The organism is Marinobacter sp. LA51, from assembly GCF_030297175.1.
In the GTDB taxonomy this organism is placed as follows: Bacteria; Pseudomonadota; Gammaproteobacteria; order Pseudomonadales; family Oleiphilaceae; genus Marinobacter; species Marinobacter apostichopi.
Genome location: NZ_AP028070.1, coordinates 1,123,399 through 1,147,062, shown reverse-complemented (window position 1 = coordinate 1,147,062; position 23,664 = coordinate 1,123,399). Strand labels below are relative to the sequence as shown.

31 protein-coding genes are annotated in these 23,664 nt (G+C 58.7%); 12 read left to right on the top strand and 19 right to left on the bottom strand.

Going from position 1 to position 23,664, the window contains the following annotated elements:
* Positions 1 to 31: 31 nt before the first annotated feature.
* Positions 32 to 460 (top strand): SRPBCC family protein, encoded by a 429-nt coding sequence (locus QUE89_RS05285; RefSeq protein WP_286222174.1) that lies wholly within the window; start codon positions 32 to 34, stop codon positions 458 to 460.
* A 100-nt stretch (positions 461 to 560) separates the two neighbouring features.
* Here the strand turns inward: QUE89_RS05285 and QUE89_RS05280 are convergent, their stop codons facing one another.
* Complete coding sequence (locus tag QUE89_RS05280) at positions 561 to 893, bottom strand: hypothetical protein (RefSeq protein ID WP_286222173.1); 333 nt, start codon at positions 891 to 893, stop codon at positions 561 to 563.
* A 262-nt stretch (positions 894 to 1,155) separates the two neighbouring features.
* On the opposite strand from QUE89_RS05280, the gene QUE89_RS05275 reads away from it, so the two are divergent.
* A complete protein-coding gene (locus QUE89_RS05275) occupies positions 1,156 to 1,887 on the top strand; it encodes a YebC/PmpR family DNA-binding transcriptional regulator (protein WP_286222172.1) in 732 nt (243 codons plus the stop codon).
* Between the two features lie 27 nt (positions 1,888 to 1,914).
* Positions 1,915 to 2,661 carry a glutamine amidotransferase gene (locus tag QUE89_RS05270; RefSeq protein ID WP_286222171.1) on the top strand — a complete coding sequence of 249 codons (747 nt, stop codon included), beginning with the start codon at positions 1,915 to 1,917 and terminating at the stop codon, positions 2,659 to 2,661.
* Positions 2,662 to 2,683: 22 nt separating this feature from the next.
* Here QUE89_RS05270 and QUE89_RS05265 read toward each other — a convergent pair whose 3' ends face one another.
* Genes QUE89_RS05265 through QUE89_RS05255 form a run of 3 tightly spaced genes read right to left on the bottom strand, consistent with a single transcriptional unit; the run spans position 2,684 to position 5,448 of the window.
* Complete coding sequence (locus tag QUE89_RS05265) at positions 2,684 to 3,034, bottom strand: FHA domain-containing protein (RefSeq protein WP_286222170.1); 351 nt, start codon at positions 3,032 to 3,034, stop codon at positions 2,684 to 2,686.
* Positions 3,035 to 3,049: 15 nt separating this feature from the next.
* Positions 3,050 to 3,802 carry a PP2C family protein-serine/threonine phosphatase gene (locus tag QUE89_RS05260; protein ID WP_286222169.1) on the bottom strand — a complete coding sequence of 251 codons (753 nt, stop codon included), beginning with the start codon at positions 3,800 to 3,802 and terminating at the stop codon, positions 3,050 to 3,052.
* Positions 3,799 to 5,448 (bottom strand): serine/threonine-protein kinase, encoded by a 1,650-nt coding sequence (locus QUE89_RS05255; RefSeq protein WP_286222168.1) that lies wholly within the window; start codon positions 5,446 to 5,448, stop codon positions 3,799 to 3,801. The genes QUE89_RS05260 and QUE89_RS05255 overlap by 4 nt, the downstream gene beginning before the upstream one ends.
* A 244-nt stretch (positions 5,449 to 5,692) precedes the next feature.
* On the opposite strand from QUE89_RS05255, the gene QUE89_RS05250 reads away from it, so the two are divergent.
* A complete protein-coding gene (locus QUE89_RS05250) occupies positions 5,693 to 6,094 on the top strand; it encodes a PA2779 family protein (protein ID WP_286222167.1) in 402 nt (133 codons plus the stop codon).
* A complete protein-coding gene (locus tag QUE89_RS05245; protein ID WP_286222166.1) occupies positions 6,095 to 7,093 on the top strand; it encodes a PA2778 family cysteine peptidase in 999 nt (332 codons plus the stop codon). It abuts the gene before it with no gap.
* A 4-nt stretch (positions 7,094 to 7,097) separates the two neighbouring features.
* Here QUE89_RS05245 and QUE89_RS05240 read toward each other — a convergent pair whose 3' ends face one another.
* From QUE89_RS05240 to QUE89_RS05225, 4 genes are read right to left on the bottom strand one after another with little or no spacing between them, the layout of a single operon-like run.
* Positions 7,098 to 7,736 carry a class I SAM-dependent methyltransferase gene (locus QUE89_RS05240; protein WP_286222165.1) on the bottom strand — a complete coding sequence of 213 codons (639 nt, stop codon included), beginning with the start codon at positions 7,734 to 7,736 and terminating at the stop codon, positions 7,098 to 7,100.
* Positions 7,733 to 8,734, bottom strand: coding sequence for a CobW family GTP-binding protein (locus QUE89_RS05235; protein WP_286222164.1), 1,002 nt, complete (start codon positions 8,732 to 8,734; stop codon positions 7,733 to 7,735). The genes QUE89_RS05240 and QUE89_RS05235 overlap by 4 nt, the downstream gene beginning before the upstream one ends.
* A gap of 15 nt (positions 8,735 to 8,749) precedes the next feature.
* Entirely contained in the window at positions 8,750 to 9,556 is an 807-nt protein-coding gene (locus QUE89_RS05230; protein ID WP_286222163.1) for an ABC transporter permease, read from the bottom strand.
* Positions 9,543 to 10,148, bottom strand: coding sequence for an ABC transporter ATP-binding protein (locus QUE89_RS05225; protein ID WP_286222162.1), 606 nt, complete (start codon positions 10,146 to 10,148; stop codon positions 9,543 to 9,545). Before QUE89_RS05225 ends, QUE89_RS05230 begins: the two co-directional genes overlap by 14 nt.
* 339 nt (positions 10,149 to 10,487) lie before the next feature.
* Between QUE89_RS05225 and rluF the strand changes: the two genes are divergently transcribed.
* Entirely contained in the window at positions 10,488 to 11,462 is a 975-nt protein-coding gene (gene rluF / locus QUE89_RS05220) for a 23S rRNA pseudouridine(2604) synthase RluF (protein WP_286222161.1), read from the top strand.
* 14 nt (positions 11,463 to 11,476) lie between these two features.
* On the opposite strand, the gene QUE89_RS05215 is transcribed toward rluF, so the two are convergent.
* The 6 genes from QUE89_RS05215 to QUE89_RS05190 form a co-directional block, all read right to left on the bottom strand.
* Positions 11,477 to 13,045 carry a bifunctional GNAT family N-acetyltransferase/carbon-nitrogen hydrolase family protein gene (locus QUE89_RS05215; protein WP_286222160.1) on the bottom strand — a complete coding sequence of 523 codons (1,569 nt, stop codon included), beginning with the start codon at positions 13,043 to 13,045 and terminating at the stop codon, positions 11,477 to 11,479.
* A 58-nt stretch (positions 13,046 to 13,103) separates the two neighbouring features.
* A complete protein-coding gene (gene thpR / locus QUE89_RS05210; RefSeq protein WP_286222159.1) occupies positions 13,104 to 13,646 on the bottom strand; it encodes an RNA 2',3'-cyclic phosphodiesterase in 543 nt (180 codons plus the stop codon).
* A gap of 5 nt (positions 13,647 to 13,651) precedes the next feature.
* Positions 13,652 to 14,410 carry an SDR family oxidoreductase gene (locus tag QUE89_RS05205; RefSeq protein WP_286222158.1) on the bottom strand — a complete coding sequence of 253 codons (759 nt, stop codon included), beginning with the start codon at positions 14,408 to 14,410 and terminating at the stop codon, positions 13,652 to 13,654.
* 61 nt (positions 14,411 to 14,471) lie between these two features.
* A complete protein-coding gene (locus QUE89_RS05200) occupies positions 14,472 to 14,900 on the bottom strand; it encodes an organic hydroperoxide resistance protein (RefSeq protein WP_286222157.1) in 429 nt (142 codons plus the stop codon).
* 47 nt (positions 14,901 to 14,947) lie between these two features.
* On the bottom strand, positions 14,948 to 15,640 hold the full coding sequence (locus QUE89_RS05195) for an SDR family oxidoreductase (RefSeq protein ID WP_286222156.1): 693 nt from the start codon (positions 15,638 to 15,640) through the stop codon (positions 14,948 to 14,950).
* 88 nt (positions 15,641 to 15,728) lie between these two features.
* On the bottom strand, positions 15,729 to 16,046 hold the full coding sequence (locus QUE89_RS05190; protein WP_286222155.1) for a putative signal transducing protein: 318 nt from the start codon (positions 16,044 to 16,046) through the stop codon (positions 15,729 to 15,731).
* 109 nt (positions 16,047 to 16,155) lie between these two features.
* On the opposite strand from QUE89_RS05190, the gene QUE89_RS05185 reads away from it, so the two are divergent.
* A complete protein-coding gene (locus QUE89_RS05185) occupies positions 16,156 to 17,226 on the top strand; it encodes an alpha/beta hydrolase (protein WP_286222154.1) in 1,071 nt (356 codons plus the stop codon).
* On the opposite strand, the gene arfB is transcribed toward QUE89_RS05185, so the two are convergent.
* Complete coding sequence (gene arfB, locus QUE89_RS05180; protein ID WP_286222153.1) at positions 17,223 to 17,636, bottom strand: alternative ribosome rescue aminoacyl-tRNA hydrolase ArfB; 414 nt, start codon at positions 17,634 to 17,636, stop codon at positions 17,223 to 17,225. The genes QUE89_RS05185 and arfB overlap by 4 nt on opposite strands.
* Before the next feature lie 72 nt (positions 17,637 to 17,708).
* On the opposite strand from arfB, the gene QUE89_RS05175 reads away from it, so the two are divergent.
* Both QUE89_RS05175 and QUE89_RS05170 read left to right on the top strand, forming a co-directional pair.
* On the top strand, positions 17,709 to 18,377 hold the full coding sequence (locus QUE89_RS05175; protein ID WP_286222152.1) for an SOS response-associated peptidase: 669 nt from the start codon (positions 17,709 to 17,711) through the stop codon (positions 18,375 to 18,377).
* Between the two features lie 72 nt (positions 18,378 to 18,449).
* On the top strand, positions 18,450 to 18,950 hold the full coding sequence (locus tag QUE89_RS05170; protein WP_286222151.1) for a C40 family peptidase: 501 nt from the start codon (positions 18,450 to 18,452) through the stop codon (positions 18,948 to 18,950).
* A 40-nt stretch (positions 18,951 to 18,990) separates the two neighbouring features.
* Here the strand turns inward: QUE89_RS05170 and QUE89_RS05165 are convergent, their stop codons facing one another.
* Both QUE89_RS05165 and QUE89_RS05160 read right to left on the bottom strand, forming a co-directional pair.
* Positions 18,991 to 19,461, bottom strand: coding sequence for a DUF4442 domain-containing protein (locus QUE89_RS05165; protein WP_286222150.1), 471 nt, complete (start codon positions 19,459 to 19,461; stop codon positions 18,991 to 18,993).
* 137 nt (positions 19,462 to 19,598) lie between these two features.
* Positions 19,599 to 20,204 (bottom strand): LysE/ArgO family amino acid transporter, encoded by a 606-nt coding sequence (locus QUE89_RS05160; RefSeq protein WP_286222149.1) that lies wholly within the window; start codon positions 20,202 to 20,204, stop codon positions 19,599 to 19,601.
* A gap of 102 nt (positions 20,205 to 20,306) precedes the next feature.
* Between QUE89_RS05160 and QUE89_RS05155 the strand changes: the two genes are divergently transcribed.
* Genes QUE89_RS05155 through QUE89_RS05145 form a run of 3 tightly spaced genes read left to right on the top strand, consistent with a single transcriptional unit; the run spans position 20,307 to position 22,213 of the window.
* Positions 20,307 to 21,182, top strand: a complete 876-nt coding sequence (locus QUE89_RS05155; RefSeq protein WP_286222148.1) for a LysR family transcriptional regulator ArgP — start codon at positions 20,307 to 20,309, stop codon at positions 21,180 to 21,182.
* Between the two features lie 13 nt (positions 21,183 to 21,195).
* Positions 21,196 to 21,765, top strand: a complete 570-nt coding sequence (locus tag QUE89_RS05150; RefSeq protein ID WP_286222147.1) for an NnrU family protein — start codon at positions 21,196 to 21,198, stop codon at positions 21,763 to 21,765.
* 31 nt (positions 21,766 to 21,796) lie between these two features.
* Entirely contained in the window at positions 21,797 to 22,213 is a 417-nt protein-coding gene (locus tag QUE89_RS05145; protein ID WP_286222146.1) for a DUF2721 domain-containing protein, read from the top strand.
* Here the strand turns inward: QUE89_RS05145 and QUE89_RS05140 are convergent.
* Together QUE89_RS05140 and QUE89_RS05135 are read right to left on the bottom strand one after the other, a co-directional pair.
* Entirely contained in the window at positions 22,207 to 22,779 is a 573-nt protein-coding gene (locus QUE89_RS05140; RefSeq protein WP_286222145.1) for a CPBP family intramembrane glutamic endopeptidase, read from the bottom strand. The two genes, QUE89_RS05145 and QUE89_RS05140, sit on opposite strands and share 7 nt — an antisense overlap.
* A 24-nt stretch (positions 22,780 to 22,803) precedes the next feature.
* Positions 22,804 to 23,658 carry a crotonase/enoyl-CoA hydratase family protein gene (locus tag QUE89_RS05135; protein ID WP_286222144.1) on the bottom strand — a complete coding sequence of 285 codons (855 nt, stop codon included), beginning with the start codon at positions 23,656 to 23,658 and terminating at the stop codon, positions 22,804 to 22,806.
* Between the last annotated feature and the right edge of the window lie 6 nt (positions 23,659 to 23,664).

Sequence of the window (23,664 nt, the reverse complement as noted above, 5' to 3'; positions counted from 1 at the left end):
ACAAAACATCACGCACAACAAGAGTGAACCCATGGCCTCGTATACCATCGAAATCAACGAAACCATTGATGTGCCCCGCAGACGGGTGTTCGCCCTGTTTGCCGACCACAAACGCTTTGGCCAATTGCTGGGCGCGCCGGTCAAGCGCATCAAGGACAGCGATCAGGCAGATCCCAACGGCATCGGCTCGGTCCGAAAGATCGGTATCGGCCCCATTGGCCTGGAAGAAACCATTCTGACTTTCGAGCCGGATTCGCTGATTGAGTACACCATCAGCAGCCTGAGCCCGATCAGGAACCACTTTGGCCGGATCCGCTTCGACGACACCCCGGAAGGCCTCACCCTGGTCAGTTACACCATCCGTTTCGACGACATTGTGCCGTTTACCGGCAGGGTGGTGAGCAACACCCTTGAACAGGGCATTCGCCGGGGCATTAAACGGGTGCCCGAACTGGCTTGAATCGATTGGGGGATAACGTGGAAGGAACGGCCCCGGACGGCTGTTCCCTGGTTACCACGGTAATGGTTAAAGCCCTTTGACGGTGCTTCCGAAGGAGCTGTTAGTAACTGCCACCACCGCCCTCTCCTCGGTGCCCTGAACGCTTCCTGTACTGCCGTTTTTTGTCCATTTCGCCCTCTTCCTCGCCTGCGGCCGTCGGGGGCATGTTTTCCAGATCCTCAATGGTTGGCCGACTGCCCGGTTCCAGCCTCATTTCACGCCCCATTCCGGTGCGGCTCTGGCGTCGCATCATGGTGTCATCCGAGTGCATTCCAGGCTGGTCGTCCATCATCATTTGCTGGCGTTCCTTCTGCCGCTCCCACTGGTCGGCGGTTGCCGAGGTGTAAGGCAGCACCACTGCCAGGATCAAGGATCCAATAAGCAGTTTTTTCATCGAGTTACCCTCCCTTTTAAGGCCGACCATCCCCGGCCACGGGAACTACTCTGAGGGGCCACCATTAACTTCGCACGACCCCACTACAGAGACACTCTGAACGCGCCTTTGTTGCAGCATGGAGATTAAACCTGCGTTTTCTTACAACAATTTCATCCAACGCTTAAACCACGGTTTCGAACTCCCTGCCAAATAAGCCTGTTCCCTTCAGGATTTGTTCAGTAAAATCCCGCCCTTTCATAAGAAACAAGAGGCAGCGCAGATGGGCAGAGCCTACCAGAACCGCAAAGAATCCATGGCCAAGACGGCCGCGGCAAAAACCAAGGTCTACAGCAAGTACGGTCGTGAGATCTACATGGCCGCCAAATCCGGTGGCACAGACCCTGACGGCAACCTGTCCCTGCGTGGACTGATTGATCGCGCCAAGAAGGATCAGGTTCCGTCTCACGTCATCGAGAAGGCCATCGATAAAGCCAAGGGCGGTGCCGGCGAAGATTATTCCGCAGCTCGGTATGAGGGCTATGGCCCCGGCAATTGCATGGTGATCGTGGACTGCCTGACCGACAACCCGAACCGCACCTTCGGTGATGTTCGCCTGGCCTTTACCAAGACCAAGTGCAAAATCGGCACCCCCGGTACTGTGTCGCACATGTTCGATCACTGCGCCATTTTCGCCTTCAAGGGCGAAGATGAAGAGACGGTACTGGAAGCCCTGATGGAGGCCGATGTCGACGTAACAGACATTGAAAACGAAGATGGCCTGATCACGGTATTCACCCCGAACACCGAATACGCCAAGGCCCGTCAGGCGCTCACCGATGCGTTCGAAGGCATCGACTTTGACGCCGACGAAATCCAGTTCCTGCCAAAGACCACGACACCGGTCGAAGGCGACGACATTCCGCTGTTCGAGAAATTCTATGACATGCTGAATGAGCTGGACGACGTGCAGAATATTTTCCACAACGCCGAACTGCCGGAACAGGCCGAATAAGCCTCCGGCCGAAACAGGAAGCCCAACATGAGCGAACCACGCCCACAGAGCCAGCCGGCCCGGGTTGTCATCCTCAAGACCGGAACCACCTACCCGAGCATTCGGGAGGTTCATGGTGATTTTGAGGACTGGTTTGTTCGTGGCCTGTCGCCGGAACTGGCGCTTACGGTCATCAATGTGGAGCAGGGCGAGCTGCCTGGTGCCCCCGAGCAGTGGGATGGCATTGTGGTTACCGGCTCGCCGGCCATGGTCAGTGATCGCGCTGACTGGAGCGAGAACACGGCCCGCTGGTTAGCCGATGCAGTTGAACAGCAGATTCCGGTCTTCGGGGTGTGTTACGGACATCAGCTCCTGGCCCATGCCCTGGGTGGCAAGGTTGGCTACCATCCCGAAGGCCGGGAAACCGGCACCCGCACCATTGAGCTGACCGCCGAGGCCGCCACTGATCCGCTGTTCGCGACCCTTCCGGGCTCATTCAAGGCCCAGCTGACCCATAAACAGTCGGTACTCGGGCTGCCCGCAGGTGCTGTTCTGCTGGGCCAAAGCGACTTCGAGCCGAATCAGGCATTTCGGATTGGCGAGTGTGCCTGGGGCGTGCAATTCCACCCGGAATTCACTGACACGGTCATGAAAGGCTATCTGAATGTCCAGGCGCCGGAGCTGATTGCCGAAAACCTGGACCCACACGCCCTGTTGGCGGCCGCCGAGCCTGCGCCAGTGGCCTCAAGCCTGCTGCAGCGTTTCTCGAACCTGGTCATGAACCGCCAGCGCTGAGCCCTCGTTCTAAGCGCGAGCCTCAGTCCAGGATGTAGGCGGTTTTTTCCAGGGAATTTTCTTCTTCGTCAACAAACCGGAATTCGTTCCAGCCCACCCGAACCATGTCGTTGCTGTTCAGGCGCTGACGGCTCTCCAGGCGGATATCGTTCACGAAAGTGCCATTGGTGCTGTCACTGTCGGTGATGTAGTAATCGATGGTGTTATCCAGGTAGGCGTTCGGCACGGCCTCAATGATCGCATGCTGACCACTCACCGAGATCTCATCAATCTGGATATCATTCTCCGCACGCCGTCCGACACGGGTTTCGGGTTGATCCAGCTCAAACGTGTTTACCACCACGTTATCCACCAGCTGTGAAAAGGTTGCCATCTCAGGTTCCTCTGCTTAATTCAGGGTCAACAACACAACGGACACATTGTCCGATGCCAGATTGTCCAGGGCTGTCTCAATCAATGCCTCAACCGCAGACTCGCCACTGTCAGCCTGCTGCAAGATGTCTTCCCACTCCGGCTGTGACACCGAATTGGTTAACCCGTCGGAGCACAGCATCAGACTGTCGCCGGGCTCAAGGGTCTGACGAGAGTAAGTGATTTCCAATGGTTCCATGGCACCCACGGCCCGGGTCAGCACATTTTTGAATGGCACATTCGGAACATCGGCCTCGGTAATGCTGCCATCCTCAAGCATGTTCTGAACCACGGTGTCATCCCGGGTCAGGCAGGTGCCCTTCCCTTTTCGAATCAAATAGCAGCGGGAATCGCCGACATGGGCGATGTGGGCCGTGCCGCCATCCAGCCAGGCTGCCACCAGGGTAGTACCCATTTTATCGAGCTGGCTGTCTTCGGCCCGGCGATCCTGAATACGCTGGTTGGCGAGCGCGAACGCCGCCATAAGGTTGTCGTGGGCAGTCATTTCCTGCTCATGCAGATCCCCTGAAAACAGTCGCGGTGTGAGCGACTCCATCACCGCTTCGGCCGCAAGCCGGCTGGCTATTTCGCCACCTTGATAGCCACCCATGCCGTCGGCCACCAACATCAGGGCCGCACAGGCGTCCTCGCGAACCTGCCACACCGCCACGTCCTGATTGTGTTCCCGAACGGATCCAGTGTGACTTCGCCCAGCAACCGTTATGTTCATGAAGACACCTCCCTGGCTTCTCTGACTGCCAGACGTCGTACCGCCTCGGCCATGGTGGCGGCGGACGCAAAACGCTTATCCGGTTCGCGCTGAATCGCCTTGTTGATCAGCCGCACCACGCCATTGGGAATGTCGGCATTGAATTCGCGCACACTGCGCGGACGCTTGTTCAGAATCTGATAAGTCAGGTTGGCCAGGGTATCGCCCTGGTAGGGCGTTGCCCCGCTCACCAATTTGTAGAGCGTGACCCCAAGGCTGTAGATATCCGAGGCACCGGTGACTTTCTGCCCTTTGAGCTGCTCCGGGGACATGTACAGCGGGCTACCCATAACACTGCCGGTCTTGGTGCGGGAATCGTCAGAGATCTTGGCAATCCCGAAATCGGTGATCTTGATGGCCCCGTCGTTCGGGTTGTAGATGATATTGCCCGGCTTGATATCCCGATGGACCACTTTCTGGCTGTGGGCGTAAGCCAGCGCATCGGCCACCCGGGCAATGATCTCCAGCACCGTAGGCAACGGCAACAGCCGGCCCGGCTTGCCAAATTCGCTGAGCGGGCGGCCCTGGGCATAATCCATGGCAATGTAGGCAAGGTCGGCCTCTTCGCCGACGTCGTACACAGTCACGATGGCAGGATGATCAAGCCGGCCGGCAGCCTCGGCCTCCCGGAAGAAACGCTGTTTCAGTTCCGGCAGATGGCCGTCGTCGAAGGCCTGATAGCTCAGGGTCTTGATGGCTACGGTGCGGGCGATCTTCGGGTCCTTGCCCAGAAAAACAACGCCCATGGCGCCCCGCCCCAGCTCCCGCTCAATTTCGTAACGGCCCAGGGTTGGGCGACTCAGCGACTGTTCCGGCATCAGCAGTGTGCGGGTATTGTCAAAGCCGCTGGGCTGAATCGAAGTGGAGTCGGTCGACAGTTTTTCCAATGCCGACAGGCGCTCGCCAGCATCCCGGAAGTTCTTCCGGTGCTCCAGAATATGACCGTAACTGGCGATGGCTTTTTCGTACTGACGTTTGCGCTCCTGCTGGATCGCAATGTCGTATCTAAGCTCCAGCTCGCCATCGCAGACCGGACAATCCTGCAGCGCGTTGACCGCTTCGTCCGTGTGCCCCTGTTGCAGCAACAGCCGGGACAACCGTAACCGAGCTTCCTGCACGTTCGCCTTCAGCGACCAGATTTCACGATTCGGCTGCAACCAGAAAAGCATCACCAAGAAACCCGCCGCCAGCAGGGTGATCACCTCGCCCAAGGGCAGCCACTCGCTCCGGTAGAAGGTCAATGCGGCCTGAAGTACCACCAAGGAACCACTAAGAAGCAGCGTGACCGGCAAGCCGACCGCCACGCCCATTCTTGGAATGGCGAATACGAGGTAAAACGACGACACCACCAAGGCGATACCAATGGCCAGCTCGGACCACGGCGGCTCCGAGAGCGCGCGTGCCGCCAAGATGTCTGACACCGCATTGGGCGGGATGGGCACCAGCCCATTTCCGGTGTCGGGAGCACCCATCAAGCCCAGGAAAACCCGGTCTGCCCAGCTGAGAAATTCGAGCTGCCCGCCCGCCAGGGCAAGCACCACCGCTGCCATAACGAGCAACAACCTCAGGCTAAACAGGTGCGAGCACAGGAAGAATAGAGCGTTCACGAGTCACTTTTCTGTAAATGGTTGATCTGGCTAGTTTAGAAATAGTCAGGGCCAGGTGATAGCGCCAAAGAAGTGTTTTTTGTAAGGGTTTGTTCACTTGCGCGGCGACTCAAGAATCACAAATTGTTCAGGACATTTACTTTTTTCCGGACCACTGCCCCGGATGATGACCAAATCGTATGTTGAACAACCAACTATGTCTGGTCTATGGTCAGATCACACCAATCAGAAACAGGAGCCAAAGATGTCCGGTATTAGAAAGCACCTGAGGTACGTTTCGTTTTTCATGGCCTTGATGCTGACCCTCGGTTCAGTTTGGTCCACCACAGCCACTGCCGCCATGGTCGGTACGGGAGAAATGATTACCGGACAGGAAGTCCAGCTCGATCGTCAGCAGCTGATGAATATGCTGGAAAAACAGGAAGTGAAGGAAAAGCTGGCCGATATGGGCGTTAGCGAAGATCAGGTTCGAGACCGTATCCAGAACCTCACGCCGCAGGAACTTGCTGAGTTTGAGCAGCAACTGGCTGAAGCGCCTGCAGGTCAGGGGGTCGTTGGCGTCATTGTGCTGTTCCTGCTGGTGTTCATTGTTACGGACATGCTCTGCGCAACCAATATCTTCCCGTTCGTGAACTGCATCAGGTAGGTGCTCTTTCTCTTCCCACCCAAGCCGGCCAGTCGCCTGATCAGTCTGTTACTGATCCTGCTGCTGGCCGGCTGCAGTACGACTCCCAAGTGGCCTGCCACTAACGACAGTAGTACGGCACTGCAGACGCGCACGGTGCTGAACGACGTTCCCTTCTACCCCCAGGAGCTTTACCAGTGCGGCCCGGCTGCCCTGGCAATGATGCTCAACAGTCAGGGCCTGAATACCAATCCGGACATACTGCGAGATCTGGTGTATATACCCGGCCGGGAAGGCTCTCTGCAGGTGGAAATGGTGGCCGGGGCACGGTCCCACAACATGTTGGTCTATACCCTGGATGGCGAGCTTGAGAGCCTGCTGCGTGAGGTCGAGGCCGGCAACCCGGTGCTGGTCATGCAGAATCTGTTCTACAACTGGTGGCCGCAATGGCACTTTGCGGTCGTGATGGGTTTTGATCCGGAAAAGCAGACCATCATCCTGCACACGGGCACCCGCGAGCGTCACGAAGTCAGCGTGAAAGTGTTTGCCAACACCTGGGCCAGATCCGATAACTGGGCGGCGGTGATCCTGCCACCGGACCAGATTCCGGCGACGGCGACGGCACTGAAGTACCTGAGTGCCGCCAACGATCTGGAAACCACCGGGCGCACCAATGCTGCCATTACCGCCTATCGCACAGCCGAACACCGCTGGCAGGATCAGCCCGCCGCCATTCTGGGCCAAGGTAATATCGCTTACACTCGCCAGCATGTTCAGCAGGCCCGCAAACACTTTGACCGCCTGGTCACAAAATTCCCAAACGAAGCGGTAGGCTGGAACAATCTCGCCCATACGCTGGGTGAACTGGGCTGCAATAAGGAAGCTGCAAAAGCGCAGCAGTGTGCCGCCGCGCTGGCACCCAAACGGTTTAATTCTCAAGTGGAGCTTGGTTCCGACACCGGGCAAGCGATGCACTGTTCCGTGCCGGCCTGCCCTGCACCGCCTCAGACCCAGGATTGAGGAATTAGCGGGCCTTCCGAAACAGCGCAACGTCCTTTCTTGGCACCACCAACTCCCACCCCAGCTGATGGGCAATGACTGCCAGCGTGCGCTCCCGGTAGAACACCACATGGGTGGGGTCGCGCCGGTAATGCCAGTTGGCAAAGCGGGCGTCGTCGGTCTGAAAGCAGGTCATAACACCCAGCCAGCCACCGGGTTTTAGCAGGCCATCCATCTGACGAAAAACCTGCGCCGGCTGATGCAGATGCTCTACCACCTCCGTGCAGGTCAGGAAATCGTACTGGCGCCCCAGAACCTGGGCCGAGTCGTGGAAGAAGGGATCGTACAGACTCATTGCCATGCCCGCCTCGGTAAGCATTCCGGCCAGCGCGGGCCCCGGCCCGCAGCCGAAATCCAGACCGGCCATTCCCGGTTCCAGACGTTCCAGCAGCGGTTCGGTCAGTTTGCTCAGGAATTTCCGATAGCCTGGATCCTCGGCCTCATTTTCGTGGAAATCGTAGATCGCCCGTTCCTCAGAGGCTGACAACCGACAGTCTTGCGCCAGCAAAGTAGCCTCGCAGACCTGACAACGCAGGTATTGCTGGGCCTTGACCAACTGGAAATCCTCCAGCTGGCCCTGCTCGCATACCGGACATTCCGTCATGGAGTAGCAACACACTCATCAGCCACGCCAGCCGCTTCTTTCATGGCCTGATCCAGCTCGGCGTCCGACAGCGCCTCTGGGCTGATGGCTTCCAGTCGGGATAACTCACGGCCGTCGCTTTCTGACACCGACAGCGAACCGTCGACCATGTTAAGGGTTCGCCAGCCATCGATGCAGTGAACCACGGCCTTGAACCGCTCAAAACGGCTGTCCATGGCCAGTGCCATGAGCGACTGCTCGTCGAATCGGATCTCCGGGTGAACGCGCCAGCCCAGGCTGACATAGCCCTGCCCCTCATTTCTGACCAGCTGCCACGGTTGCTCCGTGATATCCGGTGCAGGCGCGACCGTCTTGGCATGATGGTGATCGTGGGCATGGGGCGAGCTGACAGCAGGCAAGCTGGTTTCGCCATCCAGCCACTCCGGACGAAGCCGGCCATGATCGGTTTTGAAAATTGCCTTCTTGGCCGGTGCCAGCTCAGCGGCCCAACGATCAAAGCCCTCAATTTGCTCCGGCGAGGCTACATCCGTCTTGTTGGCGACCAGAATATCCGCGGCGGCGACCTGATCCCGGAACTGAACATTCTCCAGCACCCGAGTGTCTTCTAGCTTGCGCGGATCCACCAGGGTTATTACGGGGCCCAATGCCAGCACATCGGCGTAGTGCTCGGCAGTCAGGGTTTCCAGGATCTTTGCCGGGTGACCAAGGCCGGTAGGCTCGATGATCAGGCGGTCCGGCTTGGCCTTGTGGATCAGCATATTCAGACCAATTTGCATGGGCAGACCGGCAACACAGCACATGCAGCCACCGGGCACTTCACGGATGAAGGCGCCCTCGGTCTGCAGCATGGCACCGTCTATGCCGACTTCACCAAACTCGTTCACGAGCACGGCCCAGACTTCGCCCTCAGGCTTGGTTTTCAGCAGATCCAATATGGCGGTAGTCTTGCCAACGCCGAGGAAACCGAGGATCAAGTTGGTAGGAATGGGTTGTTTCATGGAAGGGGTCTAACCTCATTGGTTCTTTTGGTGCACCAGCCGGTCCAGCCGCAGCCGTTCGCGATCATCGAATAGCCGGCGGCTGCCCCAGGATACCGCCATCAGGGTACCGAATCCGGTGCCCACAGTAATCGTGAGCATCACCAGGATCTGGTATTTCACCGCAACGGCAGGTGGGCTGCCAGCCAGAATCTGACCCGTCATCATACCGGGCAGGCTGACAATGCCGGCGGCGGCCATGGCGTTGATGGAGGGCATCATACCGCTGCGCATAGCGTGTCGGCGAATATCTTCCAGGGCCTGGTTCCAGGGCTCCCCGAGCATCAGCCGGTTTTCGATGATCGAGCGCTGGCTCCAGACCGACTCGTTCAGCCGATCCAGGCTCAAGGCTACGCCGGTCATGGTATTTCCCAGCATCATGCCGAGCAGCGGGATGGCGTACTGTGGCGCGTACCAGGGCTGCGGCCCGATCACCACCACCAGGGTCAGTACCGTTACCGTGAACGAAGACACGAACATGGCGCCGGTACCAATACCGAACGCCCAGACGCCGTGCAAGCGTCGCTGCTGTCGCGCCATCACCTCGCGGCCCGCAACCAGCAACATGACCAGCGCCAACAAGGCAATCCAATAGAATTCCGAAGACGCAAACAGGGCTTCCAACACCAGGCCGATAAGCGCCAACTGTATGACAGTACGGCTGGCAGCAATCAGCAGGCTACGGCCAATACCCAGCCGGGTGGCCAGGCTTACCCCGGCCAATGCCAGAATCAGCAACGCCGTCAGCGCCAGTTTCCACCAGGCGAGATCAATGACTTCCATGAACGAGCTCCAGTGCGTTGCCCTGGATGCGATAATGCCGGCTGCCGACCCGCTCGATCTGGCCGATGTCGTGGGCGATCCAGATCACGATCAGATTACGGGCGCGGATTTCTTCCAGTAGCCAGCTCTCCACCTGACGGGTCATGTCCTGATCGAGATTCGCCGTCGGCTCATCCAGCAGCAGAACCTGGGGCTGACGCGCCAGGGCGCGCACGATGGCGAGCCGCTGACGCTCGCCAGACGATAGCCGGCTGACAGTCCAGTTCATGGTTTCCGGAAGCAAGCCCAAGGCGCTAGGCAACGTGCGCTGTTCTGGCTCGAAGTGGGCGCCTACGTCTTCATACCACCACTGGCTGTCGGCGGGCACCATCATTACCTGCCGACGCCAGCGATGGCCCGGCACCGATCCCTGCTGCATCGCATCCAACGCCACAGTGCCCTGGTGAGGGTCGAGATCTGCCACGGCCCGCAGCAAACGACTCTTGCCAGAGCCGGATGGCCCAGAGACACAGACAATGTCGCCACCCTGGAGGGACAGGTTCACCCCTTCCAGCGTGCCGACTGACAGTTTATCGAGCGTGAGTGTGGTCACTGCTATCTCGTCATAGCCTGATTGAAGGTCGATCGGTAATGAGGTTGGTCGCTTTGTAGAGTTTCAGGGCATTGGAAAATTCGACGACAAACTCCTCCTGAATTTCGGGCCGGAACGCCAGATAAACGGGACCACCGCTTACCGGCGAGTCAGACACCAGAGGCCGGCAGGGGAAAGGTGAAAAATATGTTTATAAATCATGCACTACGCTCACCCGCCGGTTTGCATTAATCAATCTCCGAATCATGGCAGAGCGCGGGAAAAAGCGCCAGCACGGAGGCTGTAAGCCCGCTATACCCCTGTTATCATGGGCGCACTCAGTCACCCAACGGACCCCCGATGACCAACACTCCCTCCACCCGTCTGAACAAATACATCAGCGAAAGCGGACTCTGCTCGCGGCGGGAGGCCGATCGTTACATTGAACAGGGTAATGTGTTCATCAATGGCAAGCGCGCCACCGTGGGCGATCAGGTATTACCAACCGATACCGTGAAGGTGAACGGCCAGGTGATTGAACCCCGGGCCGAAGAAGATCTGGTGTTTATCGCGGTGAACAAACCCGTGGGCGTGGTAAGCACCACTGACGATGCCGAGCGGCACAACATCCAGCGTTTTGTCGGCCACAGCACGCGCATTTTCCCGATCGGGCGGCTGGACAAGGATTCCCAGGGCCTCATTTTCATGACCAGCAAAGGCGACCTGGTGAACAAGATCCTGCGCGCCGGCAACAACCATGAAAAGGAATACCTGGTTACCGTTGACCGCCCATTCAACCGGGATTTTGTCCAGGGTATGGCCAATGGCGTGCCGATTCTCGGAACAGTCACCAAAAAGTGCAAGGTGCAGCAGGAATCGCGCTTCGTGTTCCGCATTACTCTGGTTCAGGGGCTGAACCGACAGATCCGCAGGATGTGTGAACACTTCGGATACGAGGTGACCAAGCTGGAGCGGGTCCGCATTATGAACGTCAGCCTGGGCGGCTTGCCCGTGGGCCAATGGCGCGACCTCACCGACAAGGAACTGGCGGTGCTGTTTGACGCCATCAAGGATTCCTCGTCCGAAGCACCAGCCGGTGCCCGGAAGCAGACCCGCAGCCAGCCCGGCAACTCAGGTGGCAACCCAACCGGCAAGAACAAGTCCGCCGGTTCCGCGCCCGGCAAACGCCCGGGTGGCAAACCCCGAAAACCTGGCGCCGGTCCCAAGCCTTCAGGCAAACCATCAGGAAAGCCAGCTGGCAAACCTGCGGGCAAGCAGTCTGGGAAACCTTCGGGCAAACCAAAGAAACAGCGCCAGCGCAGCACCAAACGGTAATCGCGCCGGCCTGACTATTCCCCGCGCCAATTCACGCTATAAAGGTCGTGCCGTCGATCCTGCAGATTCTTCACCGTGCCGCTGTTGCGCGCGGTGATCAGCACTTCCGGCCTCAGATCGGCGAACGCCACCGTTTCCACGTTGGGCTCGGTATCCGCTGCGATGCCGTCCCGGGCAAACGGGAAATCACAGGGGGTGAGAATGCAGCTCTGGCCATACTGGATTTCCATATTCGGCACATTGGGCAGGTTGCCAACATTGCCGGACAACACCACGTAAACCTGGTTCTCAACCGCCCTCGCCTGGCAGCAATACCTCACCCGCAGATAACTCTGGCGCTCATCTGTGCAGAAAGGCACAAACACGATCTGCACGCCCTGATCCACCAGGTGCCGGGTTAGCTCGGGGAACTCCGCGTCGTAACAGATGAGCACGCCAATGGGGCCGCAGTCGGTCTCGATCGCGCTGACCCGATTGCCACCCCGCACGTTCCACCAGTACGCCTCGTTTGGCGTCGGGTGGATTTTGGGCTGGGTAAACACCTGGCCATCCCGCAGGCACACGAATGCCGTGTTGTGCACGGTGCCGTCTTCTTCCCGCACCGGCGTGGAGCCGGCAATGATGTTGATGTTGTACCTGAGCGCCAGGTCCCGCATCAGGTCCCGGAACCGGCCGGCATAGTGGGTAACCGCCGCAAACGCGTCGGCCGCGCTGCCCTCCCGCCGCTCGATGGAGAGCAACTGGAGGGTAAACAACTCCGGAAACACCACAAAGTCGCCCTTGTAGGTGGACACTACATCCACGAAATAACGGACGATGTCGCTGAATTCATCGAATGACGCCACCGGGCGCTGCTGATACTGAACGGTGCCCACCCGCACCGTGTCCGGCATGCGTTTTCCATAGCGCTTGGCTTTTTCTTCGGGGCCCGCCTGGGGCACTTTCGGGTTATGCCAGACCAGGTGAACGCCGTAGCCCAGGGAATCGTGATCGGAATCCAGATAGTGGGGAATGACCCCATGGACGTCGAAGCCGTTATGAAGCTGGAACGACAGCACCGGATCAGACTGTTCCTTGGACTTGATGGCCTCAATGTAGGCCTCTACCGAATCGTATTTTTTCAGCCGCTTGCGCAAAGTTGGCAGGCGGCCGGCAAACACCACACCCTGCAAGCCCAGCCTTTGGCACAGTTGCTTACGCTCGTTGTACAGGCGCTCACCGATCCGATAACCGCGACATTCGGGGTCCACGCACACTTCCATCCCGTAGAGCCAGTCGCCCTCGGGATCGTGGCGGGAGGCGTAGCCATTACCAGTTATGGAGGTCCAGTCGTGGGGCGCGAGGGCAATCTCACCGGAAATCCGGAAGGTCGCGCAGTAACCCACCACCGTGTCGCCAAGCATGGCCACGAACTGGCCATCGGGGAAGGTATTGATCTGGCCAGTCAGTGGGCCTTTGGAGTAACCGTACATGCCGGTGCCTTCATAGACACGACGGCTCAGGGCGATAATTCCGGAAAGGTCAGACAGGGACGCATTGCGCACGAACAGGCGCTGATCGGGATCCGAAAACGGAGGACACATAAACACCTCAAAGAAGGCGCAGAAGAACCTTCATCTTTGGTGAGACACGCCGGTTTCGTCAAGGAGATTTGATGAGAGGAAAACGCTCGACCACGGTGTAATCGGAGCCTCTGGAACCCTGGGTGCTTTGTAACAGGACAAAGTCCCGGACCGGCACTGCGCCAAAGTCATCCTGGCCGTGTTCGATCAACAGCGACTGGACTGAACCTCGCTGTTTTTTGAAGCGTGCCAAGGTGATGTGGGGCCTGAACGGGCGCTTTTCGAACGAAAACCCGAGATGGTCCAGGCGCTCTTTAAGTGTTGCTTGCAGAGCTATCAAGGGCGCTTCGGGAGAGACGCCCGCCCAGAGGTTCCGGGGAGTGTCCGGCTGGCCAAAGCATCCCAGCCCGCAAACCTGTAGATCAAACTGCCGCAGTGACAGATCCCGCAGGACCAGACTGATGTCTGGCACCGTCTCTGACGGCACATTCCCAAGGAATAACAGTGTCAGGTGCAGTTGCGCATCGCTTTGCCAACGGGCCCCGGCGACGGGCGCCCTAATGCGCAGTAGCGCTTGGCGGACCGGCTCCGGCATCTCCAGAGCAAAGAACAGACGCTGCATGCGTGCTAATCCTCGTAGATCATTTTGCGAACCATGCCTCCGTCGGCCACAAAGTTCTGCCCTGTAATGAAGCCGGCTTTGGGTGAGATCAGGTAGTCCACGAGTGCCGCAATGTCGTTGGGCATACCAACACGGCCGGCAGGGTGCTGGCTATGGTCATCCTGAGTCAGCAGTGGCACGCCCTCGGAATCGCCCTGATGGGCGCGGGTGTCGATCCAGCCCGGGCTGACGCAATTCACCCGAATTTCCGGACCAAGACTGATGGCCAGCGCATGGGTCAGCGCGACAACGCCTCCCTTAGTGGCGGCGTAGGCTTCGGTTTCCGGTTCGGATTGCAGGGCGCGGGTCGAGGCCATGTTGACGATGGCACCGCGGCTTTTTCTGAGGTGAGGAACGGCGTGTTTGGTGACCAGAAAGGGGCCAGTCAGGTTTACGTCGAGGCGGCGTTGCCAGTCTTCCAGACTCAGGTTTTCAATGGGCCCGGTCTCCGGATTAGCAATCCCGGCGTTGTTGATGACGGCGTCCAGCCGACCACCCCACTCCAGGGTTGCCTGCAGCAGGCGCTCAACCTCAGATTCCCGGGCAACATTGGCCGGGATAAATTTCAGTTGGCCGGAGCCGGCTTGGGCCAGTTGCTCGCCAACCTGGGTGTCGGTGTCGCAGAACACCACGCGCCAGCCTTGCTGCGCCAGGTACTGGACGATGCCGCGGCCGATACCCTTGGCGCCACCGGTCACCAGTGCGACTTGGTCAGTTTCGTTCATGGTGGTCTCCTGAATTAACGGCTGCCGGGTTGTTCCCGGCAGCCGCACGCACTCATTCAGCTTAGTCGACGCGCTTGAGGGTAACGTCGATGTTGCCACGGGTAGCGTTGGAGTACGGACATACCTTGTGAGCTTCATCAATCAGCTGCTTGGCCTGGGCGTCATCCATGCCAGGCAGGCTGATGCGCAGCTCAACTTCAACACCAAAGCCACCGGGAATCTCGCCAATGCCTACAATGCCTTCGATAGAGGCATCTTCCGGCATTGCCAGCTGGTCGCGACCGGCGACAAACTTCATGGCACCGATAAAGCAGGCGGAATAACCCGCGGCGAACAGTTGCTCCGGGTTGGTGCCCTTACCACCAGCTCCACCAAGCTCTTTCGGGGTGGTCAGCTCCACGTCCAGCACGCCGTCTGAGGAAATGGCGCGGCCATCGCGACCGCCAGTGGCTTCTGCCGAGGCGCGGTAAACTACTTGTTCGATAGACATAACACTCTCCTTGCTCTTTTTTGGTTCGTGCAGAATCTGACGGGCGGTTATTTTTCAGCCGGAGTCGGCCGCACCAGAATTTCGTTCACATCCACATGGGCGGGCTGCGAAACCGCGTACATGACCGCATTGGCCACGTCTTCCGGCTTCAGAGCATGTTCCGGCTGCTCGTCAAAGAACGGCGTATCGACCATACCGGGTTCAATCAGCGTAACCCGGATGCCGGAGCCGCGAAGTTCCTCGCGTACGCCATAGCCAATGGCTGATACCGCCCACTTGGTGGCACTGTACATGGAGCCGGGTATAGTCACCCGGCCGGCGGCCGAACCGGTCAGCAGCAGATGGCCCTTGCTTTCCCTGAGTGCCGGAAGACAATGCTGGAGGGTAAGGCCCACGCCATAGATGTTGGTCAGGATCATGTCTTTCCAGACCTCGGAATCGGCCTCGCTGAAGCCTCCGGGCTCTCCACCGCGACCGGCATTGGCGAACACCGCATCAATCTGGCCGAACCTGGCCAGCGCTGCATCAACCATGGCCTTCTGATCACCGCTGTCCTGAACATCGCACTGGACCGTCAGCACCCGATCAGCGCCGCCCAATTCCTCGGCCAGTGAACTGAGCTTGGCCTCGGATCGCGCTGCCAACACCAGTCGATAACCCTGTTTGGCCGCTGCTCGCGCCGTAGCGGCACCAATGCCCGAGGAAGCGCCGGTAATAAGCATAACTGGCTGATTGGCCATAAACCTTTTTCTCCTTGTGATGAACGTGTTGAAGAGACTACGGCCGCAGGGACGCGACCGATCAGTACTGCGTTAAAGACAGGGCGAATCAGTAGGCGTTGATTAGAACAACCGCAACCACGGCAAGCGCCAGCAGAAACCAGCGTGCGTAAAAATCCGGTTTATCGTCACCGTCATCGGACGCCACAGCGGCATGCCCGCCCGATTCGTATTCCCGCACCAGTTCCCGGGCGCGATACAGGTCATCGTCGTCGACATGGACATTGCTGAAGCCGGCGGCGCCGATTTCGCCCATGGCTCCCTGCAGGTAATGCCCACCAACATGAGCCTCAATACCATTGGCATTGAGGTATCCCGCAACAATATGGGCTTCGGTGATGTCTCTGGCCCGGTAAGCTATTTGCATCGCCCTACTCCTTCTGTGATCTTTGAGGGCAGCACCCGCCCTGAACAGCGGGTATCATTTGAAGGATAGTTCGCCCCTGCCTGAGGGGCCAATCTGAGACGGACCGCCCATGCTCTGGTTTTTCCTGGCCATCATTGCTCTCGTTATCGTCACTACCCTGGTGTTGTTCCGGGTTGAAGACCTGTCCCATCTGGACCAGCACGATCACCCGATTAGGGAAGGCTCCCCAAGCGAGGCCCACCATGAGGTCCTTGGCAGGATCCACGAACTCGGACAAAGTTCCCGGGGACTTCGAGGCAAGGCCCGCCTGGCTGCCTTACGCAAACATATGGATGGACTCAGCGAAGGCCTGGCCCTTAACGCCGAGTTCCGGGCCAATGACGAACCCAGGGGCGAATGGGTGATCGCACCGGGCGCCGATCCCCATCGCCGGATCCTGTACATTCATGGCGGCGCCTGGGCTGCGGGTAGCCCAAAAAGTCATCGGGGCATTACCGATCGCCTATCTCACATTGCCAACGCAGCCGTGTTCGCGGTGGATTACCGCCTGATGCCAGAGAACCGCTATATGGATGGTGTGCGCGATTGCCGGAAAGCCTACACCTGGCTGCTGAAACATGGACCGGACGGCCCCGGAGACGCCTCGTTCATGGTGGTGGCCGGGGATTCCGCGGGCGGCAGTCATACTCTCGGTTTACTGACCTGGATTCGCGACAACGGGCTCCCCCAGGCCGATGCGGGGGTGGCGCTGTCTCCGTCCACAGACCTGACCCTTACCGCCCCCAGCAATCGGGACAACATTCGGACTGACCCACTGCTGGGGCCGGCCTTTGGTGGCCTGTCACGGATTCCCCTACCGGTAATCTGGTGGGCTACCCTGGCCGCATTCCGGGTGTCTCCGGCCAGCGCGGTGGCGTCCCCTGTACGAGGTGATCTGAGCAATCTGCCACCCATACTGATCCACGCCAGCGACAGCGAGATGCTGCTGGACAATGCCCGACGCTATACCGCCAAGGCCCAGGCTCAAGGCTCACCAGTTGAGCTGCATACCTGGTCGGGAATGGTGCATGTCTGGCACATTTTTGTGTCGTTGCTACCGGAAGCGGATGACGCCTTTGAGGACATCGAGGAGTTCCTGCAAAAAGTAGAAGCCGGCCGGACACCGGCCCAGACCGCTTAGACCTGAACTTTGCCGCGCAGGGACTTGGTTTTGCCTTTCTGAGTTTTGCGATCAACCCGTTTGCGCTGTGCCGAGCGGGACGGCTTGGTAGCACGACGAGCCTTTACCGGTTTTACCGCCTCGAGGACGAGGTCTTTCAACCGCTTCAGCGCGTCTTCCTTGTTGAGCTCGAGAGTTCGGAAAGACTGTGCTTTGATAATGAGGATGCCGTCCTTGCTGATGCGCTGGTCATTCAGCGACATCAGCCGTTCCTTGTAGAACGGAGGCAGGCTGGAGTGCAGAATATCAAACCTCAGGTGAACGGCAGACGCCACTTTATTCACGTTCTGGCCGCCGGCCCCCTGGGCACGGATCTGGGTGATATCAATCTCCCAGTCAGCAATTTCAACAGCATTAGACAGTTTCAGCATGGGCCAAGGATAACAAATCCGGGGTCAGAAGGCGCCGCCCTTTAACTGGCCTCGAAAAAGGGTAATTCCGATATGTGCGGACGATTCACCTACTACACGCCTCCGGAAACACTGATCAACGACTTCTTCCCGGACGGCCTGGAGATCGACGGCCACTTCGAACCCGGCTTCAACATTCCGCCGGGCATAGGCATCGCCATGATCCGCGCGACCATGAACGGCCCGTTGCTGCTGACCCACTCAGACTGGGGTTTCCGCCCGGTGTGGGCCGGCGACAAGGCCCCCACTCCGATCAACGCCCGCGCCGAAAGCGTGGCCACTTCCGGCTACTTCCGTGACGCCTTCGCCCATCACCGCTGCCTGATCCCGGCCAACGGCTGGTACGAGTGGCGCCAGACCCCCTCTGCCAAGGAACCGCACTACATCACTCCGGCCAACCCGGAGCAGAACCCGGCTATTTTCTTTGCCGGCATCTGGACCCCGAAAGAAGGCGATAACACCAGCGCCTGCGCCATCATCACCGAACCGGCGAGTGAGGCACTCAAGCACATTCACGATCGTCAGCCAGTCGTGCTCGACCCCAGCTGCCTGCCGGAATGGCTGGACCCCAGCCGCACCGACCGTGACAGCATCCGCGCGGCGACTCGCCGCCTGCCCACGGAACAGCTGCAAGAATTCAGAGTATCCACCGCGGTCAACAACGCGCGCCACGACTCTCCGGACATGATCAAGCAAGTCTGATTCAACCGTAACCTGACATCCGGCGCATTCAGTAATAAGGTTGGGCCAGATTCAATTGCCCGGAGTCAGTGAATGCCCCTCAAGCTCAGACAATCCCTCATTCTGCTGGTAATGGCATTCGTGCTGGGCGGCTGCGCCAGCAACCAGAATCTGCGAACCGAGCCCACCGATACCCGGCCAATTCCGGTTGAGGCCGGAGCGGCGTCCGACAAGACTGACAAGCTATGGCAGGTCTATGAGCGCTATGTGGGGGTACCCTATGAGTACGGCGGCACCTCAGCCGAGGGCTTCGATTGTTCCGGGTTTATCACCACGGCATTTCGGGAAGGGCTGGACCAGCAACTGCCGCGAACAACTTCGCAGATGCTCCGGCATGGCAAAGTGGTTGCCCCTAGCGAAATTAAACCAGGCGACCTGGTGTTCTTCCGGATTGGTGGTAAGGAGCAGCACGCGGGCATCTATATGGGTGGCAATCACTTCATGCACGCCTCAACGTCTATCGGCGTGACACTGTCTGAACTCAACGGCTATTACTGGAAAGACCGGTTTACCCAGGCCCGCCGGTTCGACTGAAGCCGACACGCACTGGGTTACTGCACTATCGTTCTTCTCACTACCGCTTCTTGCGCACGTACAGCACCTTGTGCACCCGCGCGACCAGCTCTCCGCTTTCATCGAGGATGTCGATGTCCCACTCCGGGAGGTGCTTGTCGCCACCTGCGGTCATGCGTCGGATCTCTTCAACCCGCTCGTCGGTGAGCTCAAAATGGGCGCGGACGGTGCCCTTGCCGGGCCGGATGAAATCGATACTCGCTGACTTGTCCCACACGATATAGCCCTTACCGAGCCGGCGCATGAGCAACAGCATGTAGTGGGGATCGACCATGCTGTAGAGCGAACCGCCGAAGTGCGTGCCCACGTAGTTGGTGTTGTACCAGTGCTGACGTAGCTCCACCGTTGCGGCGCTGAAATCCTCTGCAACGTTGGTGACCTTGATGCCGGCACCCAGGTAGGGCGCAAAGGTAGAGAGCATTCCGCGCAAAGCACCTGCGCTGGCGAACCACTGGCGGATTTTTCTGTTCATAAGCTAACCCCTGCAGAGAATCCGGCTTTAAAGCGAAACCGGCTATAAGTAGCAGCCTATCTTCTACAAGGGCGACGCCGAGTGCAACCAAAATTCATACAGTCGTTTGATTTTTTTATGGTCTGACCTTGGATGACTTAAAGCCCGCTAAACGCCAATTGCAGTGCAATACCAGCCATCATCAGACCAATGAAGCCATCAATGACTCGCCAGACCAGCGGTCGCGACAGCACCGGCGCCAACGCAGAGCCGCCCCAGGCAATCAGGCCAAACCACATGACGGAAGCGCTGCTGGCGCCGGCGACAAAGGTGGTGGCATTTTCCTGCTGGGCGCCAATGGCGGGAATCAGCAAAAGGGTGTCGAGGTAAACCTGAGGATTAAGCAGCGTGACCGCCAGGGTGGTAAATAATACCCCTTTCAGACTGCGTCGTTTGATCTCACCAACCTCCAGGGCGACCCGCCCCCGGCTTGCCCGGTAAAAGGCCTGGACCGCCAGCCAGCCAAGGAAAACAACGCCGAGCCAGCGCAGAACCTGCAGAGCTTCCGGCATCGCCATCAGGGCGGCGCTGACACCAAACATACCGAGGGTAAACAGGCTGATGTCGGCAAGCATGCACAAGCCGGCTGACCACCAATGGTGCTCACGGCGAATCGCCTGGCCGAGGATGTAGGCATTCTGAGCGCCAATCGCCACGATGATGCCACCACAAACCACCAATCCTGTCAGATAACTTTCCAGCACAGCACAACTCCAGAAGGACAAACTCGTTTATTGGTGGCGCAAGAATAGCCATTCCTGGCTATACTTGAAATTCATACTGATAATGCTGCATAAGTTTTTCTAATGATCGATTACAAACTGCTGGAAGCGCTGGCCACGGTGACAGAATGTGGCGGCTTTGAAAAAGCCGGAACCGCTCTGGGCTTGAGCCAGTCTGCCGTATCCCAGCGCATCCGAACCCTGGAGATCCGACTGGGCCAGCCCGTGCTGGTGCGCAGCCCCACTCTGAAGGCTACGCCGGCCGGTCAAAGGTTGTTGAACCACGTCCAACAGGTGCAGTTGCTGGAACGAGATCTTGCACGCTCGATTCCCGCCATCTCCGAACCTTCCGCCCGGCTTCGGATCGCTCTCAATGCCGATACCCTGGCCACCTGGTGGGCCGGTGCCATTGGCCGATTTTGCAGCGAGGAAAGCCTGTTGCTGGACATGGTCATTGAGGATCAGGACATTGGGTTGCGCCGCATGCGCGAGGGCGATGTAGCTGCCTGCCTGTGCAGCAGCCCGCAACCGATCGCCGGCGCTCGCAGCGTACCCCTGGGCAGCATGACCTATCTGCCACTGGCGACACCGGAATACGTTCGCCAACACTTTGGCGAAGGCTTCAACGAGCAAAGTCTGGAGACCGCGCCGGCCATTGTCTTTGGCCCCAACGATCAACTCCAGCACCGTTTCCTGGCCCAGTGTGGCTTTCACGGCAGCGTTCCCCACCACCTTTGTCCGTCCTCAGAGGGGTTCGTAAAGCTGGCACTGGCTGGCATGGGCTACGGCATGATTCCGGAAATGCAGGCGCGGGAGGAGCTGAATGCGGGGAAATTGGTTAGTATTGCCCCCGGTAAGTCCCTGCAGGTACAGCTATACTGGCACTTTTGGCGCCATGGCGGCGGTATCATGGATCGACTGACCCAATCGCTGACATCCGCCAACACGTTTACCCAATAAAGGAGTTGTGGGAATGGCTACACTGATCGCCGGCCTGGTTCTTTTTCTCGGCATTCACTCGCTGTCCATCGTTAACGAACCGCTGCGAAACCGTTTGCAGTCTTCCCTGGGTGAAGCGCCGTTCAAAGGTCTTTACTCGGTTATCGCACTGATCGGCCTGGTGCTGATCGTCGTCGGCTATGGTTCGGCCCGACTGGAACCGACCGTACTGTACACGCCGCCCGGATGGTTGCGGCATATGGCCATGCTGCTTCTGATCCCGGTGTTCCCACTGCTGTTTGCGGCCTACTTGCCCGGGCGCATCAAAACCACACTCAAGCACCCGATGCTGGTGGCGGTAAAACTCTGGGCCCTGGCGCACCTGCTGGCCAACGGCATGCTGCACGATGTGCTTCTGTTCGGCACTTTTCTGGCCTGGGCGGTGGTGGACCGCATCTCCCTGAAGCGTCGGCCCCAGCGCACAGCGCCCACCCTGCCCGCGGGTAAAGCCAACGACATCATTGCGGTCGTTGCCGGATTGGCGGTTTATGTGGTTACTGTGGTTTGGGCGCACCAGTTGCTAATCGGTGTCTCACCCGTGTAATAACGCTTGAAGCAACACAAGGACCCCAAACGTGGACCTGACAACACCTGCATTGCTGTTTCCAGCCATTTCGCTCTTGCTGCTGGCCTACACCAACCGTTTTCTGGTGCTCGCCCAGCTGATTCGGCAGCTGAAACAGATGGACACCGAGGAGGACCATTCCCTCATCGCCCGACAGATCAGCATGCTGCGTCAACGCATTACCCTGACCAAGCGAATGCAGGCCTTTGGGGTGCTCAGCTTTTTCCTGTGCACCGTGTCCATGTTCCTGTTGTTTCTGGGCTCCGAGCTGCCGGGTGTTATTGCCTTTGGCATCAGCCTGGTGCTGTTGTCCATGTCGCTGCTGTACTCGCTCTACGAGATACAGATATCCACCAACGCCATCAACGTTGAACTGGCCAATTTTGAAGCGCGCAAAGGCACTGCGGGGAAAGAAAGCGGTCACTGATGAGGGCGGGGTTTAACGCCAAACCAGTGTGGGAAACGAAGCAGGCAGAACAGTGCAATCACGTCGTAGATGGCGTGCCAGATCATGACCAGGGCCAGGCTGTCTGACAGCGCGTAGGCAATACCCAGCAGCAGCCCAAGCCCCGTTGCGACCAGGAAATAGGTAAACGAAACGTAGTGCACCAGGCCAAACAGCACCGAGGCAACGGCAATAGCCGCGACGGCTCCCATACTCTGTGTCAGCCAGCCCTGCACCGCCCCCCTAAACAGCAGCTCCTCGCCAACCCCAGCGACAATAGACAGCGCAACCAGCGTCGGCCAGCCAAAACTGGCCGCAAAGTCGTGCAGGTTGCGCATTTGGCGCTCGAGGTTATCCGGGAAAAGCCCGGGCACGCGGGTCAGCAGAACCAGCAATCCATAGGTGCCCAACGCACCAAGACAGCCCCAGCCCAGGCTCTGCGCCCAGGACAGGCCACTGTTCTGCACCGGGATGTCGAACAGCGCAATGGCGATCAAGCCAACCACGCCAATTCCGCCCTGAAACAACAGAGCGGTCCGAGCGGACATTTTGGACCCGGAACCTTTAGCCATTCAGGACTCGAACAGGCCCTTCATCGGCAGCAGGTCATCGTATTCCGGCATATGCTTCTGGGCCTTGGCCTGGAAGGTTTTCATCATATCGCCCGGGCGGAACATTCCCGCCTGCCAGGTTGCCATGTAACGAAGACTGTCCTCCACGGAATGGTCACGGCTGTAGTTGAGCATCTCTTTACAGCCGGTAACCGCCAGCGGCGAGTTGGCGGCAATCTGGCCGGCGATCGCCATGACGGCATCCAGCATGGCGTCCTGGTTCTCGTAGGTGGCATTCACAAAACCGAGGCCCTGCGCTTCCTGGGCAGAAAACTTACGACCGGTGTAGGCCAGCTCACGCACCACGCCCTCGGGCATCAGCTTCGGCAGGCGTTGCAAGGTACCGACATCGGCCGTCATTCCCAGCTCGGTTTCCTTGATGGTGAAATACGCGTCCTCAGTGCAGTAACGACTGTCGGCGGCACAGACCAGGTCCAGGGCACCGCCAATACAGCCACCGTGGATGGCCGCCAGCACGGGCAGTCTGATCTTCTCCAGCGACGTCAGGGTGTCCTGCAACTGCAATACGACTCGGCGCAGATTCTCCGCCATGCGGCCGGGATCACCGCTCATGGGCACCGCCTTCGGGTCGCTGAACACGCCCAGGTCCATCCCGGCAGAGAAGTGTTTGCCAGTGCTGGAAATCACGATGACCCGCGCGTCGGAATTCGCTTCGATATCCTGCATGCACTTCGGCAGTTCCAGCCAGAATGCCTTGTTCATGGAATTCAGCGCTTCCGGGCGACTGAACTGAACGTGGGCAACTTGATTCTTTACTTCAACGTTGAAACTTTCATAAGTGGCAAGATCAGACAAAAGAGG

Bases quoted from the DNA above. Each gene is read 5' to 3' on its own strand.
- QUE89_RS05285 (WP_286222174.1), top strand. From the start codon at position 32: ATGGCCTCGTATACCATCGAAATCAACGAAACCATTGATGTGCCCCGC.
- QUE89_RS05280 (WP_286222173.1), bottom strand. From the start codon at position 893: ATGAAAAAACTGCTTATTGGATCCTTGATCCTGGCAGTGGTGCTGCCT.
- QUE89_RS05275 (WP_286222172.1), top strand. From the start codon at position 1,156: ATGGGCAGAGCCTACCAGAACCGCAAAGAATCCATGGCCAAGACGGCC.
- QUE89_RS05270 (WP_286222171.1), top strand. From the start codon at position 1,915: ATGAGCGAACCACGCCCACAGAGCCAGCCGGCCCGGGTTGTCATCCTC.
- QUE89_RS05265 (WP_286222170.1), bottom strand. From the start codon at position 3,034: ATGGCAACCTTTTCACAGCTGGTGGATAACGTGGTGGTAAACACGTTT.
- QUE89_RS05260 (WP_286222169.1), bottom strand. From the start codon at position 3,802: ATGAACATAACGGTTGCTGGGCGAAGTCACACTGGATCCGTTCGGGAA.
- QUE89_RS05250 (WP_286222167.1), top strand. From the start codon at position 5,693: ATGTCCGGTATTAGAAAGCACCTGAGGTACGTTTCGTTTTTCATGGCC.
- QUE89_RS05240 (WP_286222165.1), bottom strand. From the start codon at position 7,736: ATGACGGAATGTCCGGTATGCGAGCAGGGCCAGCTGGAGGATTTCCAG.
- QUE89_RS05235 (WP_286222164.1), bottom strand. From the start codon at position 8,734: ATGAAACAACCCATTCCTACCAACTTGATCCTCGGTTTCCTCGGCGTT.
- QUE89_RS05230 (WP_286222163.1), bottom strand. From the start codon at position 9,556: ATGGAAGTCATTGATCTCGCCTGGTGGAAACTGGCGCTGACGGCGTTG.
- rluF (WP_286222161.1), top strand. From the start codon at position 10,488: ATGACCAACACTCCCTCCACCCGTCTGAACAAATACATCAGCGAAAGC.
- QUE89_RS05215 (WP_286222160.1), bottom strand. From the start codon at position 13,045: ATGTGTCCTCCGTTTTCGGATCCCGATCAGCGCCTGTTCGTGCGCAAT.
- thpR (WP_286222159.1), bottom strand. From the start codon at position 13,646: ATGCAGCGTCTGTTCTTTGCTCTGGAGATGCCGGAGCCGGTCCGCCAA.
- QUE89_RS05205 (WP_286222158.1), bottom strand. From the start codon at position 14,410: ATGAACGAAACTGACCAAGTCGCACTGGTGACCGGTGGCGCCAAGGGT.
- QUE89_RS05200 (WP_286222157.1), bottom strand. From the start codon at position 14,900: ATGTCTATCGAACAAGTAGTTTACCGCGCCTCGGCAGAAGCCACTGGC.
- QUE89_RS05195 (WP_286222156.1), bottom strand. From the start codon at position 15,640: ATGGCCAATCAGCCAGTTATGCTTATTACCGGCGCTTCCTCGGGCATT.
- QUE89_RS05190 (WP_286222155.1), bottom strand. From the start codon at position 16,046: ATGCAAATAGCTTACCGGGCCAGAGACATCACCGAAGCCCATATTGTT.
- QUE89_RS05185 (WP_286222154.1), top strand. From the start codon at position 16,156: ATGCTCTGGTTTTTCCTGGCCATCATTGCTCTCGTTATCGTCACTACC.
- arfB (WP_286222153.1), bottom strand. From the start codon at position 17,636: ATGCTGAAACTGTCTAATGCTGTTGAAATTGCTGACTGGGAGATTGAT.
- QUE89_RS05175 (WP_286222152.1), top strand. From the start codon at position 17,709: ATGTGCGGACGATTCACCTACTACACGCCTCCGGAAACACTGATCAAC.
- QUE89_RS05170 (WP_286222151.1), top strand. From the start codon at position 18,450: ATGCCCCTCAAGCTCAGACAATCCCTCATTCTGCTGGTAATGGCATTC.
- QUE89_RS05165 (WP_286222150.1), bottom strand. From the start codon at position 19,461: ATGAACAGAAAAATCCGCCAGTGGTTCGCCAGCGCAGGTGCTTTGCGC.
- QUE89_RS05155 (WP_286222148.1), top strand. From the start codon at position 20,307: ATGATCGATTACAAACTGCTGGAAGCGCTGGCCACGGTGACAGAATGT.
- QUE89_RS05150 (WP_286222147.1), top strand. From the start codon at position 21,196: ATGGCTACACTGATCGCCGGCCTGGTTCTTTTTCTCGGCATTCACTCG.
- QUE89_RS05140 (WP_286222145.1), bottom strand. From the start codon at position 22,779: ATGTCCGCTCGGACCGCTCTGTTGTTTCAGGGCGGAATTGGCGTGGTT.